The following is a 15,998-nucleotide window of genomic DNA, read 5'->3' as shown; positions in this document are numbered from 1 at the left end:
GCTGTATAGCAATAAACCGTAAAGCAACATTAGCAAAACATCAGGCATTCGTGCATCACTTATGCTGAAAAACGACGTGAAACATAAAATCATAGAACCTGTTCAGCAGGTCAAATCAAGGAAAAGATAAAATGGACGGAGCAATTTTTGGCATTATTCTCGGTATCACCGTAATGATGCTCATGATCATAAAAACACGTATCCCAGTCGCACTGGCAATGGTTATTTCATGTTTAATCATGGGGCTATTTGCAGGTATGGCACCAACCGATTTGGTCAACGCGATTAAATCAGGCTTTGGTGGCGTATTAGGTGGCATAGGCTTAATTATCGCCTTTGGTGTCATCATGGGGGCTTGTTTCGAAAAATCGGGCGCAGCCGTACGTATGGCAAAAACCTTCGTGAAACTATGTGGTAAAGGCCGCGAAGACTTAGCATTGGGCTTCACTGGCGTGCTTGTTGCTATCCCTGTATTTTGTGATTCAGCTTATGTGCTTCTTCACTCTCTTGTTCGTGCTATTTCGCGTAATACTGGTAAATCATCAGTTGGCTTAGGTGTAACACTTGCTCTTGGTTTACTTATTACTCACGCTTTAGTACCGCCTACACCAGGCCCTGTGGCTGTTGCGGGAATCTTAGGCGTTGATCTTGGTATATACATGCTATGGGGCTTAGTTGTCTCTATCCCTATGATGCTGCTATCTCTTATCTACATTCGTAAAGTGGGTAAAGAATATTACCGTGTGCCAAACGGTGAAAGCTGGATCACTAATCAAGCCGACTGGGCAAACCTAGAAAACGTGCAAGAAGTAAAGGATGAAGAATTACCAAGTAACTTCTTATCGTTCGGTCCAATTCTTATTCCAATCATTTTAATTCTTGCGAATACGCTAATCAGCGATGGTGATTCTGTATTCCACACCGTGTTAGAGCTTATTGGTAACCCTGTTGTTGCTGTTGGCCTTGGTGTACTTATGGCGCTATACGGTCTGACGACACAAATTGATCGCAAAGAGATGATAGGCTCAATGGATGATGCCTTGTCGACCACGGGTTTGATTCTTGTTGTAACCGGTTGTGGTGGTGCAATGGGTGCAGTTCTTAAAGCATCTGGCGCAGGCCCACAAGTTGCTGAAGCTATTGCAAGCAGCGGTATTCCACCGTTACTCGTGCCCCTTGCTATCGCATCGATGCTCCGTATGATTCAAGGTTCAGCGACAGCTTCTATGATGGTAGCGGCAACAATGACCTTACCGTTAGTTGAAGCATTAGGTTTAGACCCTGTATTTGTCGCGCTAGCATGTGCTGTCGGCCCAGTTGGTTTCTCGCACGTTAACGATTCTTACTTCCACATTATTAGCCGTACTCTGGGCATTACTGAATTGTCTGACCAACTTAAAATTTGGAGCCTGACATCAACGATTGCTTGGGCTATCGGTGCCAGCTTAATCATGATATTGAACCTAGTCTTTGGTAAAGGTGGAACAATGATTGACCCATTAATTCCACTTGCTGTTCTCGGTGTGATTGTATTGTGGATGAAACAACGTGAAACAAAAACAGTCGTAAAGACAGCCACCTCTTAACCTTGCTCTAAACAAGGAAGAGAAAACAAAGCAGTAAACAAAAAAACCGCTCACTTGAGCGGTTTCTTATTGTCTATATAACAGCTAGATTAAAATCACTAAGTCAATTCACGCGCTTCATAATCTGTCACGAAAGTATGACTATGGTGGAATTCCTATCATTACCAACATTCGCTAACGGTTAGCTTTACCTGACTTAAGGCTATTTTTTTACAACAAACCTTCTACACGTGCCTGTTGCAAAACAATGGGATCAACCGCCGCATACGCTGCATCCCATAGCAAACCGATATACATTCTCTCCTTCCCTGTTGCTTGGCGTTCTAACCGATCAAGCTTACGTAACCCATCCAAGCTTAACGGTTGGGTAAATAACGCTTTAGCTTTTTCAAGTATTTCCATGTGCCTATCTCCAGCAATACATAATTGAGAAGCGATCTGATTTACTCAGCTAGCTGATCAATTAAGTATCACGGAAGCACTAACGTGAAACATAATAAGTGCCTATATATCAAACCTGTAGCACGTAATTTATTTTTTTATGTGGTTACAACCTACACAACCATTATAGATTCAAGCCAATATTTCTGCTTAAAGCATTACGTGATTCGAGCCACATTTACTGGATGATTATGCAGAGAAAATATAATGAAAGGTAACAAATGATGAGATCTCATGGTCAAGGGGCAAGATATCTTATTGAAGACTTTGGTGAGAAAAGTAAAGAAAGTTTACTTCTCGCATTGACTTAAAGTTAACTTTAAGTTGTAAGATGTCACTTTCTCATTCATCGAGTATTAAGAGCATTTAACACGATAAACTCATTGGTTTCACCGTAATAATGAAATTAGTTGATCTAATCAACCAAATGTTGGATATTAGTTGATATAGTCAACCAATATCTTATTTGAAACATTATGAGCACTTATCGAGAAATCAACCACACACTGCGTGAAATTCGTATGAAGACCCGAGGTAAAATGGTGGCGGAAGTCACTCGCCAAAAAGTCGAATTCTCACCTCTAGAGCATAAAGCCATGAGCGACATTCGCGAATTCGAGGGTGCATCGCAGCAAATGTTGGTCGAATCGATGAATCGTGATAAAGCACAAATCGCTCGTATTATTGCGAGGCTTCATAGGCAGGATTTAATTATTAAACAAGCCAATGAGAGCGATAAACGCTCAGTACAGCTCACGCTCAGTGAAAAAGGACTCAAATTGCTCAAGCGTCTAGACGAAGTAGAAATGGGCATGATCAACGAAATGCTTACGGGCTTTACTGACAAAGAATCTGAAACGCTTCGTGTGCTACTTAAACGTGTCAATAACAACCTAACCCATTAAACCCACGTCCCTGATTTGAACTATCGTCGGTGGACCATTGAGAGTATCAATTTGAAAAAACCACAATCCGTATTGGGTAAAACTGGTATGCTATTTTTCCTCGTCATCATCAGTGCCTTTCCACCACTTACTATTGACCTATACTTGCCTGCACTGCCACAAATGGTCAACGTGTTCAACACCGATCAAGCAATGGTGAACTTAACGCTCAGCAGCTATTTTGTCACTTATGCAGTGGGTCTGCTATTTTGGGGGCCATTAAGTGAAAAATTTGGTCGAAAACCTATCTTATTAACTGGTATTGGCGGCTATATGCTAGCCAGTATCTTTTGCGCATTGGCAGGGAATATCGAACAACTCATTGGCGCCCGAATACTCCAAGCATTTGCTGGAAGTGCTATTACAGTAGTCGCAACCGCTATCGTGAAAGATCTCTATGATGGTCGAGAGCGCCAAAAAATCATGGCAACAATCATGTCCTTGGTCATCATTGCCCCAATGGTAGCCCCCGTTATTGGCGCATTTTTGCTTCAAATCGCATCATGGAGAATGATGTTCGTAACACTTGCAGTTTTTGGTGCCTTCGCCTCAGTATTAGCGTGCTGCTATGAAGAAACACTTGAAACAAAATACGACGGCTCAATACTGCGTTCTTGGGGAAGACTTGGTGTGGTCTTAAAAAACCCACAATTTGTCGCATTGCTAATGATTTTTTCCATTACACCAATGGCGCTAATGGCATTTCTTGCGGCAGGTTCATACATCTATATTAATGGGTTTGGGCTCACCGAACAGCAGTTTAGCTACACTTTTGCTTTTAATGCGTTGTGTGCATCATTTGGCCCAACGATTTACATGAAGCTATCTCGCTACATTCCGGTTCAAAAAATCATCACGCTGTGTTTCTTTCTACTCGCCATAGCAGGTATGTTGACTATCACAATTGGCCACATGTCGCCTTGGGTTTTTGCGTGTATTGCAGCACCCGCAACCTTAATGGTTATCACGATGCGCGTACCGGGAACCAACTTAATGCTGGACCAACAAGATCACGATACGGGTTCTGCGGTGGCATTGATTCAATTTTGTAGCATGATCTGTGGTTCACTAGGAATGGTATTGGTGTCTGTTCGCCCCGAGTCTTTGATTGAAAATCTCGGTGTCATTCAACTTATCGTTGGCATCACAGGCGGGTTCTTGTGGTTGTTGGTAAGAAATCGCTCATTTGTCACAGAGAAACTGGTTAGATCATCGTAATAGCAAAACGTCAAAACAGTATCAGACCGACACCTTGTGTGTCGGTTTTTTCATGTTCACTGCGTTTACTCATCTTTATATTTGTACAGAATATTCTTCGGGATATGGCAGTAATCATTAGGATGCAAGGTGAGCCTATCTTGATGCTCATCATCACTTTTCACATAGTTAGACAACGGCAACACCTCAAGAGCGATCTTATCGGTATCTTCTCTCGCTTGAAGATAGCAAGTTACTAGAACCAGATGTTTGGGGTTCTTGCTGTAAATACCGGTTCGATACTTTTCACCTACATCTTCCCCTTGCTTATTAACGCTATAAGGGTCAATGATCTCAAAGAAATAATCCATTAACTGCTCAACAGTAACGGCCGTTGAATCAAACTGGACACAAACGCACTCGGCATAGCCATCATACTCACCTGCAGTATTGTGAGTAGAGGCATTAGCGCGCCCAGCCTCTGTCAAAACGACACCTGGTAACGTCTTCATAAACTCCTGAACGCCCCAAAGACATCCTCCTGCAAAATACAACTCTTCCATTTTTCAATTCCTTCGAACATATTTGTTGACGACTACATATACCTAAAAAGCTTTTGGACATAAACCATTTACAATTAAACTTTAAGCTTCGTTGGTGGGTGCCCTGTCCACTTTTTAAACGCTCGGCTAAAGGCACTAGAATCAGAAAACCCCAGTTCATGGGCAACATAGGTGATGCTAAAATCCTTTCTATTGAGCATTGTCAGGCTCAACTCAAGACGATACTTATCGAACAACCGACGAAAACTAATGCCCTCTTGCTGTAGCTTACGATTCAACGTTCTTGAGCTCATATGAAGAGTGCTAGCAATACTGTCTTGGCTTATATCTTTTACTGATACCGTCTTAAAAGCCTTATTAACTTTAAGCAGTAGACTTGTCTCCAGTTTTTTTTCCATCTGCTGGTCAGCAAGCCTTATTAATTCTGCGTGTAAGTCTGGTAAGAACTGACGACTCTTAGACTTAACAATATCTTGAGTAAAAAGAAGGTAACGAGCTGGATAACCTTGCTTCATTTCTACATTGAAGACTCGCTCAAAAATGGGAGAGAACTCATGGCCTATCGTATTTTTGTTGATATGTATGGCTAAATGTTGATTCGGAGTATTGAGATAGCGCCTGACTAACTTAAGGACAATACTCAAATAGAGCCCTAAACTGATATGTGTCATCAAAGTTGACTCATCAATATATTCAGGTGTAACAGTCCAAAGCTCTAACTCACCACACTCTGTCTCACGACTAAATATCTTTAGTAATGGATGGATATGAATGGAATATCGGCTAAGAAGTTCACAAAAGCTTGTCAAGGTTGGGGCCGTCAGAATAGCTAGAACGGGAGCCCCTAACTCCAATTCATCAAAATATTTTGCAGATTCATTAAATATATCGATGAGCTCATAGCCACACTGTTGATAAATATTGGAGATCCCTGTTTGAAGTTGATAAGCAGAGATGGAATCAGCTGATAAAAGGGCTTTATAAGTATCAGGCCCCCCCCAAATATCACTGCTGTCTCCAACTCGTACTTGAATAGCAGAATCTAAAGTCTTAAACCAGAAGATTGGTAACTGAGTACTATAATTTTCCAACATAACTCCCTGTTGTTCTTATTCCCTGGTAGTTAACTCATCCCTATATTTAGCTCCAAACTAAAGGATTTTATTACAAGTTACAAGAAGCGTTCAGCTCAACCATATCTCTAGAATTTGTAGTTCAAACCTAGTGAAATGAGATATTGAGAAGAGTCATAATAGTCAATGTTTGACTTGACCGTTTTCGCCCCTAGTAAGGAAACCAAGGACCAATTCTGATAGCCCAAAATATCCGTATACTCGTAGGCTACAAATACTCCGTAGTCTTTGTCCTCACGCACTTCGTTGAATATTGGGTTTTTCTCATCGTAATCTCTTTTGGCTGTGCTGACGGTTAAAGCAAAACCGTGATTCTCAATCTTGTTGGCTAAACTAATCTCGGCACCAAAACTGATAAAAGACAATGCATCGCCCTCAGAGTTCGATGAAAAGACATTTGCCGATGGAGTTAAGAGCCCAGCCCGATTCTTCAATAAATATTGATAACCTGTTTTAAGATAGAAATAATTTCGCTCTCGAGTCATTAAAGCACGTTCTTCGTCAGTCAGATTAAGTCCTTTAAGCCCCGTTTTTTCATGTTTTACATCTGATTCACCCGCTGCCATATCTAGATGAAAATTTGACCCCATAATTCTGGAAAGCTGCATTCGAACAACGTTACCTGTTAGATCTGTCTCTTTTCTTTTCGCACCTATAGCGTATGGGTCATCCCATACTTCTCCAGAGATTAAAGTGGGTAAGATGGAAAAATCAACAATCATTCCACTTTTAAGTTGCTGTCTGTAGCCGATTTCAAATGCCAGTGTACCTGTAATGATATCGTCTCTAGATGTCCCCAAGAAAAACTGTTTGTCTTTCAACTCTCCAAATGTGTACTGTAGCGAACCTAAAACGGCAACCATGCCACTCGCTTCAGTTGTACCTGAAGAAAACAAGTCTGTTTGAGTTTGCTCGGCGCTTTGCCCCACATCCAAGTTGCTCGAGTTTGCCGTCATACCGGTTAAGAATGTGACATTTCCGCTGATTCCCTCATTAGGTGCTAACGCTGCGTATGCGAAAGGGGCGAACATCATGCTCGACATAACCAAATAAATTATTTTTTTCATCTACTGCTTCTTATTTGAACGAATGGACTTAAAGGGCTATCGGGGCTTTTCTACCTGCCCACGGATTGGCGTTTTCTAATTGGTAAGCCAACTCAAGCAAGAGGCGGTCATTACCTCTTGCAGCAGAGAAATGACTGCCCACTGGTAGACTGTCCTTGTTCCAATATAGAGGCACTGACATTGCAGGATTCCCTGCCACATTTTCTATAGGGGTGTAGGACATTAACTTTTCAGAACGCGTCCAAATTTCTTCACCTGAATGTGCTTGTTGATCAAAATAACCAATCTCCTGTGGGATATGATTTGAGCAAGGAGTCAGCCATACATCGATTGTGTTAAAAAAATCCAAATTATGTGCAACAGCAAAATGGTGACAATTTGCTTTCGAATCGATGTAAAGATTTGGATGAGACTTCAAACGAGCTTGCATTGTGCGCGCTAAATAAGTGACATTTTTGCTCACTTGATCCGACATGGACTCTAGGGGGATCCCTTTACTATCGAACTGTTCGGCTAAGCTAGCCATCTTGTTTCCAAAGACTCCCATATAGTTATACATAAACGCTTCACCATCTTTTACAGGTTGAGCAACCTCCACAACGATATGCCCTAACCCTTCCAATAATTCAACAGTAGAACGAATGGCAGCAGTTGTATCTTCATCAGGTAGTCTCCCATGTATATCCTTCATGGTTACACCGATTTTTATTTGACGATTAAGTGGGGTATTTACCATACCGATTGCTGTACGTGGAAAAGCATGCTCAAAACGGTTTTTTGTATGATCTTCAGTAACAGACAAGGCTAATGCTGTGTCACGGACTGTTCTCGACATAAATGACTGATGAGTAAAGTCTTCATTGGTTGAGCCATTGGCTAGCCCCGTAATGAGCAACTCTCGACTTGGCTTGTAACCAAAGATCCCCATCGCTGATGCGGGCATGCGTGAAGAACCACCACCATCGGTTGAGTGGACAAGTGGCACATATCCCGCACCAACTGCAGCTGCACCACCTCCAGTAGATGAATGTACACCTTTACGCAGGTCCCAAGGGTTTCGCGTTGCACCATAAAGGGGGTTTTGTGTACAACCTAGCGTCATCATCTCTGGGATATTTGTCATACCGATGGTGTTTAACCCTGCGTTTTGCGCCGCGCGAATAAACCAAGATGTTGATTTCGGTCTTCGTCCCTTATTTAACTTAGAACCCATCGTGCACTCGAGCCCAACGACATCAACACAGTCTTTGGCTAGAAATGGGACACCCGCAAATGGAGAATTAGGATTAAATGAATTTGCGCGCTCTAGAGCAATATCAAAGCACTCGGAGACGACAGCATTAACCTCGCCGTTCGTTTGTCGGATTTTATATATGGCCTCTTGAACAAGCTCTTTAGGTGTGACTTTTTTATTCCTGACAAGGTTTGCCATTTCAGTTGCATCAAGGGGAGAGTCAACAGTTTTATAATCTGATGGAAGGCTTACGTTCGAAGGTGTTATTGCATTAGCTAGAGCAGGTTGCGATATCGCCACTGCTGATACTGCTCCTTTCCCCACAATCTTGAAGAAGTCTCTTCTTTTGATTTCATTGATCTTCATAGCTTCTATCCTCAATCTAGGTAAGTCACTATCCATGTATGAAAACCAATTAAATTAGGTCCAGCCTATCTCCTCGCTGTCGTTTGTAGGGTTAGATTAAAGAAGAACAGAATTAGACACAGTGCAATTGCAGCCAATGTTTATACTAATTACGCCAACTTGCCGTGTTCTGAGTAGTTGCAGGTATGAACAAGGACGTTAGATGGTGATTTTTTAGTTTTCGCAGGCTCATAATCGAAAAAATAGGTTATTTGAAGATATCAAATAGTCCTGCAGGAATTGGCTGATTTTGAATACTTTTGCTCTTTTCTGAGTCAAACAATTGTTCAGCAAGCTAACCTACTAAATACATTAAAGAAAGACAACCACCTGTTGTTGGAATATTACCCACGATTACTAAAGATAAGCGCTGAAGATCACCACCCAAGTTACTGGAAGATAAATGACCCTACGCAAATAGGCCCAATTAGTTGTTTCTTTGGATCTAACGGTAGGGTTAACATAAAGTTCTGGCCTTGCACCACAGTAAGAATACCCTACTGTTATTTAAGCTGTTTGCTCTTTTTTAGACAGTAACTGATTGATAAATAATGCACAAAGAATAACAAGTAGGGCTACCCATGTATTGATTTTAATGGATTCATTCGTTACCAGCGCGCCAATAAAAACCCCCACAGCAGGTACAATGTAATTTGTCATTGAGGTAAACACTGGGCCCGCATTTTTAATACACATCATATATAGGTAATAAACAACACCAGCGCATATAGCACCCAAGTACAAGACCGAGAATATAGCCGTTGTAGACGCAGTTTGATATTCAAAAGGGGTTGTTATGAAAGCAATAACAAGTAGTTGAATACTTGCCGCAGAAAGTACGTTTCGAGCAACTATTAAAGGGTGCTCATCTCTAACGCGATTCAGTAATAACAAGGCAATGGCAAAGCATACCGCAGCAGCAACAATCGCCAACGAACTAACTAAATTGATATCCCCTGCCCCTAAAGATAACTCGGGATAGAATAAGACCACTAATCCGCTAAATCCGATGATTACGCTAATGGTATTCGCCGAATTAATTTTTGCCCCTTTTACAAAAATAGGTGCGAATAATAAAACATAAAATGGCAGTGTGCCCATCAATATAGCGGCAATAGAGCTATCTAAATGTTGTTGTCCCCATGGTACAAGAACAAAGGGGATCGCAGCTTCAAGTAATCCTATTACACCGAATAAAACCCACTGCTTACTTGAGCTTTTTATCCCTATTGATTTACAAATTACAATCAAAGTGATGGCACCAATGGCGGCACGTGTGGATCCAATCCAAATGGGAGAAAAACTAATTAAAGCAAACTCTTGAAAAATAAATTGAGAGCCCCAAATGAGTCCAATCGCCAATAGAGTTAAATAATTCTTAAGAAGCATAAAGCATTAACCTGAATAATATTTGTAAAAAAATGTGCAATGCCCACTTAAAGGTAAGACTCACTTTAAGTGGGCATTTCATAAACCGTTATGCAGATTTGAATGCGATGGCATCAACCTCAATTTGCATACCTTCAAGTGCAAGTACTGGAACTGGGATTAGTGTGCTAGCGGGTAATGTATTAGCCGCCCAATATTTATTCATTTCCTCCCCCCAGATTGATAGTTTTTCAAAGTTGTGATCTACAATTAGAATGGTAATTTTAATCACATCACTAAAATCCAATTCATGAGACTTCAAGGCAATCTCTAAATTTACCAATAGCGCTTTTACTTGATGGCGAAAATCTTCACTCAATGAATGATCTTTACCTTCTCCGCCACTTTGACCAGAGATATATACTAAATCCCCATTCGACGGTGCTTTTACCGTGTGACAAAAGCCATAAGGCGTTGGGTCAAATAAGTCTGAAGGATTGTTGAAAGAAAGCGTTTTATTTGTCATATCATGAACCTGCTGGTCGTTGTTTTGTAATGAGGCGTGAAGTATAATTGTTAAAGTTAACTTTAAGTCAACGCTTTAATTTTAATTATTTACACTCATTAAAAATTGGTTCAACATCATGATAAATAACAATTACATAACCATTGGTCAGCTATCAGAACGGAGTGGCATAGCAACCTCTGCACTGCGCTTTTACGAAACCAAAGATTTAATATCTTCTATTCGAACGAGTGGAAACCAACGCAGATACAATACGTCGATGCTACGAAGGATTGCATTAATTCAAGTGGCACAGTCTATTGGTTTCACGCTTGAAGAGATCACGATCGAGTTAGAAAGCCTACCAATGAACAAAACACCGACTAAGCGAGATTGGGAACGGGTCGCCAAGAAATGGCAGAAAGATCTCGATAATAAAATGAAACAAATAGGATCGTTAAAAGAAAATCTAACAGGCTGTATTGGTTGTGGCTGTTTAAGTATGAAGAAGTGCCACTTACTTAACCCTGACGATATCCTTCATGTAAATGGCAGTGGTGCACAGAGGTTAATCGATGAGGATAGTGATTGATCTTGTAATGCAGTCAGCAGCATTGTCTGCCTTGAGAGCTATTATCGAATCGAATATAAAAATCCAAGATAATACGTGCACTAGCGATAGAGATAACTGTTCAATTTAATTAGCTACCAAAATATCTCAAATTTTTTCAATCAATTTTCATCACTATTTTCGTAAAGACAAATAGCTGGCGAAAGGCCAAGATCGAAATTACCGTAACGATACTTATAGTTTAAGAGTTCAGAAGACAGATATAATTAGGTGAAGCAAAAAATCTTTGTTAATGCACATCCCTACGGGCGAACATCGAACTGAATATCAATAAGGTATTGATCAACCACATATGACCATAAGTGCCCATACTTGTAGAACACATCATGTCCTGATACGTTCTTACCTAGTTGATAAAATTTAAAGTCTACGTTACCTCCTGACTGTTCATACGATCTAGCGAACGACTCGATTGTTGTGTCAGAATAATAAGAGTCACTGCGGCCATAAATAAACAAGGCTGGTGCTTTAAACGTACTTCCTGCATTTTCAAATATCGGAATATTCATGGAGGTATTGTTGTTATTACAGCTATCGTCGACCCATCCCCCCGAAAAATTTATAACACCAGAAAAGGCGTCGGGATGTTCTGAGGCATAAGCTAAAGAAAGAATACCTCCTCTAGAGTTTCCCGTTAATAATACCTTTTCTTTATCTACCCACGGCTGGTTCAATAGATAATCATATGATGCATCTAACGATTGCATTGCATAGTCTAAGCCTTCTTCAATCCCTTTAGGATCACAGGTGTAACGCTCTTTGTAACTTCCTTCTGATTGGCCTCTACCTCTTCGCATTGGAATTAACAGAGCAATATTTTTGTTGACTAGGTATTCTCCAAACCCCCAAGGATTAATTGTGTGATCCTCTGGGATAACATTTGGACCAGTTGACCCGTGATTAAAAATGACTGTTGGAAAAGGGCCTTTCCCCACAGGTTTATACAAGGTAGCTTCCAAGTTAATGTTGCTACTCCATAATAAACCTTCATCTTTCATTGGTATCTGGACGCTCTGTCCAACGTTATTTGCTAGTGCACTATTAGCAATAGTTAAGCACACGGCCCCTACAATAAAGACATTTTTAATATCAGTCATTTCAGCACTCACACAGATAAAGCATTGTTTTTTTAAATGCTAACTATCTATGCTGACGCAGTTTGTGACCAACAATCATATTCGGAATGTTTTTTTGAGTTTGTTTAAGTTACCTTTTTATTTGAAATTCCATTTGTACGAATCTTATTCACATTTAAGTTCATTAAGTGGCGGAGTACATATCGAAACACCACTTTTTTTATACCAGACAAATTACTACCATGCACTGAATAGAAATCATCTGGCTGAGTGAATATGCCAAAGTCATCAGCAATCCCTTCACTCTGTATATAAGTATCTTTCCCTTTCCAATCAACCTCAGGATTAGACAAGCATTTGGTTGCAATTGCGTAGCCTGAAAACGAATCACTTTGTTCGGCAAATTGCTTTTGAACTTGCTTTAAGTAATCTTTATCTAATATATACCCTTCCAAGTTAATCCAACGCCCATCGTGATAAACTTCCACCCAGCTATGGATGATACGAGCTGGCGCGACCTTAAAAAGGTAGTTCGGGATTGCCCCTCGCTGTAACTCATTATAAATAGTAAAACCGTGAAAACGAGTAGCAATGCCTACAGCACGGAGCAGCGCCATTAATAACGTTCCTTTAGTATTACATTGCCCGTAACCATCTTTTAATACTTGGCTAGCTGCCAAACGGTCATCTTTGTTATAACCGAAACGAACCTCATCTCTTACATAATTATAAATTTCACCAATAGCGGCGAATTCCGACAGTTTTTTCCACCCTCTTCTCTCAACCAAGTTTTGAATATACGGGTGCATGAAATCCAGCATTGACGTTTCTTGTCGATAATCTTTTGATAGCTCACTCATCGGTAACTCCTTTCATCGAATATGTAACAAGAGTAACCAATCAGCCGAGCTAAAAATTGAATAAACTGGCTAACTTTTTTGAAAAATAGTGGTTGCTTGCCGAATGGTCATTCCAAATGTTTTTCGAAAAGTACGGCTTAAATGCGCACTATCAGAAAAGCCTGCCATGTGAGCAGCATCTGTCGCAGACTCTCCATTTAATATTGCTCTTACAGCACAAATCATTCGACACCATAGCAAATATGGTCGCCAAGGAATGCCCAGCTCTTTACTAAATAAATGAAGAAAGCGGCTTTCCGATAGAGCGAGTTTTTGAGCAACATCAGATGCCCGCCAATTGCTAGGTTTAAGGCATTCCCCATCTAAGCATTGGTTGAGTTCATGTAATAACTTTTTAATGCGATGATCCGCGATCTGACTTTCATTGATGAGAGGAAATTTATTTGAAAGCGCTAAATATTCAAATAAAGGGAAAAGTAGTACAGTTAAATCATCAATGTATTCAGTATGTTTAATCGTGGGTAAAGGCACTTTAAATACTTTTGAAGGTTGCCCTGCCAATTTCTTAGATAGCTCCCCCCCTAATTCGCTAGTGGGCTCAACCAACAAGATCCAACCCTCATCAATTTGTAGCTGATGCTCGACGTTAGAATCAATAATTACTGGCGTCGATATTTCATTATTATCTAGTTTGCAGCTATAGCCATTTCTAGACCACGCCAATTGAATCGCATGGTGACGATGCGGGGAAGCATCTATAGATGAACCATATATGATCACTATACCTGCCTTGATCCAAACATTAGACTTCATCACTTCCCGTTTCTCTAAACATTTTATATGGTTCAAATATTCGACTGTAGTTACCTATTTTGATTGTACTATAAATAAGCCACCTCAAAATGCAGAGTTCAGCGTGATCTCAGCGTATTTAACTCAAGGAAAATGTGTGTAGGAATGACTTTCCCTTTCAGAACCATATTTCGGTTCAACCATCCTTAGATCTAAGTTATTTTTTGAACAAAGATATGGTGCAAACATGAATATAACCTGCACCATAAGCTGGCATGAGTTTTATTGCTTTATCATTTCAATACTATTGTCTACGGCCTTAATAAAGAACCTAGCGAGCATCATTAAGCACTTGTTGAATAGACTGAATGAATGTTTCAGGATCTTGCGCCCCAGAAATTAGATATTTCTGATCCAAAACAATCGAAGGAACAGACTGAATGCCACTGTTTGTCCAAGTTTGTTGGTTCATTTTCACATCATCAGCAAAACGTTCATCAGTTAATACCGCACGCGCTTCTTCGCCATCAAGCCCTACTTGCATTGAAGTCGTCACCAGTAATTCAATATCACTCGGATCTTTCTGCTCAGTAAAATAAGCGTTAAACAAAGCTAACTTTAATGCATGCTGCCGACCCTGCTTTGCAGCCCAATGTAATAACTGATGCGCTTTAAATGTGTTATAGATTTTAAACTCAGGGGTGAAGTTGAACGTAAAATCTAAAGACTCCCCGATCTGAATCAGATTTTCACGGTTAGCTTGGCTTTGCTCTGACGTTAACCCGTACTTCTTGGTTAGGTGCTCCCCTAAATTCTCCCCTTCACTTTGCATGTCAGGGTTAATTTGGAACGGTTGCCAATACAGCTCAACGTTTATCTTTCCTTCAAATGCACCAAGTGCTTCTTCAAGGCGTCTATAGCCAATAATACACCACGGGCATACAACATCAGAGACAATATCGATACGAATATTACGGAGCTTTGACATGAAAACCTCTTTTACATTCTTATTTTATCAAATAGATCGGCACTCTTTTTGAGTACTCAATTTTTATTGGTTAATGCGGCGTAAATTGATCACTAACGCCTCACTTGCTAAACATCCTAACATTAATCGTTGTGATCATATGCTGTTTATAATGCGAGTAATCGCTGTGTTAATCACGTTTAGTGCGCCGATTTGTGACTATTTCTAACATTCATTATCTGTAAAAAGAGAGTGGCAATGGCTGATAAACCAATACCAAATAGAATGACTGTTGAAATAGATTCGCCGTTTATTAAGAATGTAAGAAGTGCCACACAAGCTGGGCTCATATAGATATAAGCGGTAACACTGCTTGGGTTTAATGCTATAGATGCTTTTTGATATAAATAAGAAGTGAGTAATGTAGCGCCAATTGCCAAATACACCATGCTTAACAAAGCGTTACCTTGTAGTAAATCCCACTGTAATGAAATCCCCATCGCCACAGTGGCAATCGTCATCCAAAGCGTACCGCCTAAAAGTGTACAAAATGTAAGAACGATGACGTTATCTTTTCGATAAAGCAGTTTCATTACAATGGTATAACCACACATTGAGCAAACACCCAACATAAATATCAAATCACCTTGATTTAAAGATAGCGATAACAACGCATTAAGACTGCCATTAAATACCACCCATAGCGTGCCAATTGCCCCTAAAACGTAAGCCAAAAACTGCACTAAGCCTACTTTCATCTTGAACAAGAAAATACACAGTACGGCAGTTATAAAAGGGGTTAATGTATAAAGCGTGCCTGTATTTAATACGGTGGTCGTTTTTAACGCCTCAAACAGACAAATAAAGTAACCAGAATAAAAGAAACTGATCACCATACAGCGTGGCAATACACGTTTTATTTGCTTACGAAATCTTGGTGTAAATAATACAATAGGTGCTAAACATAAGGTCGCAATAACAAATCTGAGCAACGTTAACGATATCGGATTAACCATGCCGGTTAGATTGTTCGAAGCAAGAAAAGAGCCCGCAATCAAGATAGTAGCAAGTATTACCATGCAATGAGCTTTAATCGTTTTCATTCATTCTTCTACCCAGTGCTGTGAAATAACAATAATAGCAGTAACAATCTACATTACTCATTTTCAACGTAGAACCACTATGTCTCAAAATTAGCGCCTTGCCTAGAGCCCAATAAATTCTCGCTG

16 protein-coding genes are annotated in these 15,998 nt (G+C 40.2%); 4 read left to right on the top strand and 12 right to left on the bottom strand.

The window, feature by feature from the left end:
* Positions 1 to 131 precede the first annotated feature (131 nt).
* Positions 132 to 1,586, top strand: coding sequence for a GntP family permease (locus tag C9J48_RS12625; protein ID WP_006230487.1), 1,455 nt, complete (start codon positions 132 to 134; stop codon positions 1,584 to 1,586).
* Between the two features lie 210 nt (positions 1,587 to 1,796).
* On the opposite strand, the gene C9J48_RS12620 is transcribed toward C9J48_RS12625, so the two are convergent.
* A complete protein-coding gene (locus tag C9J48_RS12620) occupies positions 1,797 to 1,988 on the bottom strand; it encodes a hypothetical protein (RefSeq protein ID WP_006230488.1) in 192 nt (63 codons plus the stop codon).
* Between the two features lie 515 nt (positions 1,989 to 2,503).
* On the opposite strand from C9J48_RS12620, the gene C9J48_RS12615 reads away from it, so the two are divergent.
* Together C9J48_RS12615 and C9J48_RS12610 are read left to right on the top strand one after the other, a co-directional pair.
* Positions 2,504 to 2,932 carry a MarR family winged helix-turn-helix transcriptional regulator gene (locus C9J48_RS12615; protein WP_006230489.1) on the top strand — a complete coding sequence of 143 codons (429 nt, stop codon included), beginning with the start codon at positions 2,504 to 2,506 and terminating at the stop codon, positions 2,930 to 2,932.
* A 51-nt stretch (positions 2,933 to 2,983) separates the two neighbouring features.
* Entirely contained in the window at positions 2,984 to 4,189 is a 1,206-nt protein-coding gene (locus tag C9J48_RS12610) for a multidrug effflux MFS transporter (protein ID WP_006230490.1), read from the top strand.
* 65 nt (positions 4,190 to 4,254) lie between these two features.
* Here C9J48_RS12610 and C9J48_RS12605 read toward each other — a convergent pair whose 3' ends face one another.
* The 6 genes from C9J48_RS12605 to C9J48_RS12580 all read right to left on the bottom strand — a co-directional run bounded on the left by C9J48_RS12605 (position 4,255) and on the right by C9J48_RS12580 (position 10,464).
* A complete protein-coding gene (locus C9J48_RS12605) occupies positions 4,255 to 4,731 on the bottom strand; it encodes a peptide-methionine (S)-S-oxide reductase (RefSeq protein ID WP_006230491.1) in 477 nt (158 codons plus the stop codon).
* Between the two features lie 74 nt (positions 4,732 to 4,805).
* Positions 4,806 to 5,825, bottom strand: a complete 1,020-nt coding sequence (locus C9J48_RS12600) for a helix-turn-helix domain-containing protein (RefSeq protein WP_006230492.1) — start codon at positions 5,823 to 5,825, stop codon at positions 4,806 to 4,808.
* Between the two features lie 107 nt (positions 5,826 to 5,932).
* Positions 5,933 to 6,931, bottom strand: a complete 999-nt coding sequence (locus tag C9J48_RS12595) for a DUF2860 family protein (protein WP_006230493.1) — start codon at positions 6,929 to 6,931, stop codon at positions 5,933 to 5,935.
* Positions 6,932 to 6,959: 28 nt separating this feature from the next.
* A complete protein-coding gene (locus tag C9J48_RS12590; RefSeq protein WP_006230494.1) occupies positions 6,960 to 8,531 on the bottom strand; it encodes an amidase in 1,572 nt (523 codons plus the stop codon).
* A 546-nt stretch (positions 8,532 to 9,077) separates the two neighbouring features.
* Positions 9,078 to 9,959 carry a DMT family transporter gene (locus tag C9J48_RS12585; protein ID WP_006230495.1) on the bottom strand — a complete coding sequence of 294 codons (882 nt, stop codon included), beginning with the start codon at positions 9,957 to 9,959 and terminating at the stop codon, positions 9,078 to 9,080.
* An 88-nt stretch (positions 9,960 to 10,047) separates the two neighbouring features.
* A complete protein-coding gene (locus C9J48_RS12580; protein ID WP_006230496.1) occupies positions 10,048 to 10,464 on the bottom strand; it encodes a RidA family protein in 417 nt (138 codons plus the stop codon).
* Between the two features lie 118 nt (positions 10,465 to 10,582).
* Between C9J48_RS12580 and soxR the strand changes: the two genes are divergently transcribed.
* Positions 10,583 to 11,035, top strand: coding sequence for a redox-sensitive transcriptional activator SoxR (gene soxR, locus C9J48_RS12575; protein ID WP_006230497.1), 453 nt, complete (start codon positions 10,583 to 10,585; stop codon positions 11,033 to 11,035).
* Between the two features lie 281 nt (positions 11,036 to 11,316).
* Here the strand turns inward: soxR and C9J48_RS12570 are convergent, their stop codons facing one another.
* From C9J48_RS12570 to C9J48_RS12550, 5 genes are all read right to left on the bottom strand, one after another.
* Positions 11,317 to 12,171: a dienelactone hydrolase family protein gene (locus tag C9J48_RS12570; RefSeq protein WP_006230498.1), complete on the bottom strand. Its 855-nt coding sequence runs from the start codon at positions 12,169 to 12,171 to the stop codon at positions 11,317 to 11,319.
* A 104-nt stretch (positions 12,172 to 12,275) separates the two neighbouring features.
* Entirely contained in the window at positions 12,276 to 13,010 is a 735-nt protein-coding gene (locus C9J48_RS12565) for a transglutaminase-like domain-containing protein (RefSeq protein WP_006230499.1), read from the bottom strand.
* A gap of 69 nt (positions 13,011 to 13,079) precedes the next feature.
* The gene (locus C9J48_RS12560; protein WP_006230500.1) at positions 13,080 to 13,823 is read right to left on the bottom strand and encodes a helix-turn-helix transcriptional regulator; all 744 of its coding nucleotides are present in this window, start codon (positions 13,821 to 13,823) and stop codon (positions 13,080 to 13,082) included.
* A gap of 310 nt (positions 13,824 to 14,133) precedes the next feature.
* Positions 14,134 to 14,790 carry a DsbA family oxidoreductase gene (locus tag C9J48_RS12555; RefSeq protein ID WP_006230501.1) on the bottom strand — a complete coding sequence of 219 codons (657 nt, stop codon included), beginning with the start codon at positions 14,788 to 14,790 and terminating at the stop codon, positions 14,134 to 14,136.
* A 179-nt stretch (positions 14,791 to 14,969) separates the two neighbouring features.
* A complete protein-coding gene (locus C9J48_RS12550) occupies positions 14,970 to 15,872 on the bottom strand; it encodes a DMT family transporter (protein ID WP_006230502.1) in 903 nt (300 codons plus the stop codon).
* Positions 15,873 to 15,998 lie beyond the last annotated feature (126 nt).

The organism is Photobacterium profundum, from assembly GCF_003026285.1.
In the GTDB taxonomy this organism is placed as follows: Bacteria; Pseudomonadota; Gammaproteobacteria; order Enterobacterales; family Vibrionaceae; genus Photobacterium; species Photobacterium profundum.
This window is presented reverse-complemented; position numbering and strand designations above follow the sequence as displayed.

Excerpts from the sequence above, each read along its gene's own strand:
- C9J48_RS12625 (WP_006230487.1), top strand. The coding sequence starts at position 132 with ATGGACGGAGCAATTTTTGGCATTATTCTCGGTATCACCGTAATGATG.
- C9J48_RS12620 (WP_006230488.1), bottom strand. The coding sequence starts at position 1,988 with ATGGAAATACTTGAAAAAGCTAAAGCGTTATTTACCCAACCGTTAAGC.
- C9J48_RS12615 (WP_006230489.1), top strand. The coding sequence starts at position 2,504 with ATGAGCACTTATCGAGAAATCAACCACACACTGCGTGAAATTCGTATG.
- C9J48_RS12605 (WP_006230491.1), bottom strand. The coding sequence starts at position 4,731 with ATGGAAGAGTTGTATTTTGCAGGAGGATGTCTTTGGGGCGTTCAGGAG.
- C9J48_RS12600 (WP_006230492.1), bottom strand. The coding sequence starts at position 5,825 with ATGTTGGAAAATTATAGTACTCAGTTACCAATCTTCTGGTTTAAGACT.
- C9J48_RS12595 (WP_006230493.1), bottom strand. The coding sequence starts at position 6,931 with ATGAAAAAAATAATTTATTTGGTTATGTCGAGCATGATGTTCGCCCCT.
- C9J48_RS12590 (WP_006230494.1), bottom strand. The coding sequence starts at position 8,531 with ATGAAGATCAATGAAATCAAAAGAAGAGACTTCTTCAAGATTGTGGGG.
- C9J48_RS12585 (WP_006230495.1), bottom strand. The coding sequence starts at position 9,959 with ATGCTTCTTAAGAATTATTTAACTCTATTGGCGATTGGACTCATTTGG.
- C9J48_RS12580 (WP_006230496.1), bottom strand. The coding sequence starts at position 10,464 with ATGACAAATAAAACGCTTTCTTTCAACAATCCTTCAGACTTATTTGAC.
- soxR (WP_006230497.1), top strand. The coding sequence starts at position 10,583 with ATGATAAATAACAATTACATAACCATTGGTCAGCTATCAGAACGGAGT.
- C9J48_RS12570 (WP_006230498.1), bottom strand. The coding sequence starts at position 12,171 with ATGACTGATATTAAAAATGTCTTTATTGTAGGGGCCGTGTGCTTAACT.
- C9J48_RS12565 (WP_006230499.1), bottom strand. The coding sequence starts at position 13,010 with ATGAGTGAGCTATCAAAAGATTATCGACAAGAAACGTCAATGCTGGAT.
- C9J48_RS12560 (WP_006230500.1), bottom strand. The coding sequence starts at position 13,823 with ATGAAGTCTAATGTTTGGATCAAGGCAGGTATAGTGATCATATATGGT.
- C9J48_RS12555 (WP_006230501.1), bottom strand. The coding sequence starts at position 14,790 with ATGTCAAAGCTCCGTAATATTCGTATCGATATTGTCTCTGATGTTGTA.
- C9J48_RS12550 (WP_006230502.1), bottom strand. The coding sequence starts at position 15,872 with ATGAAAACGATTAAAGCTCATTGCATGGTAATACTTGCTACTATCTTG.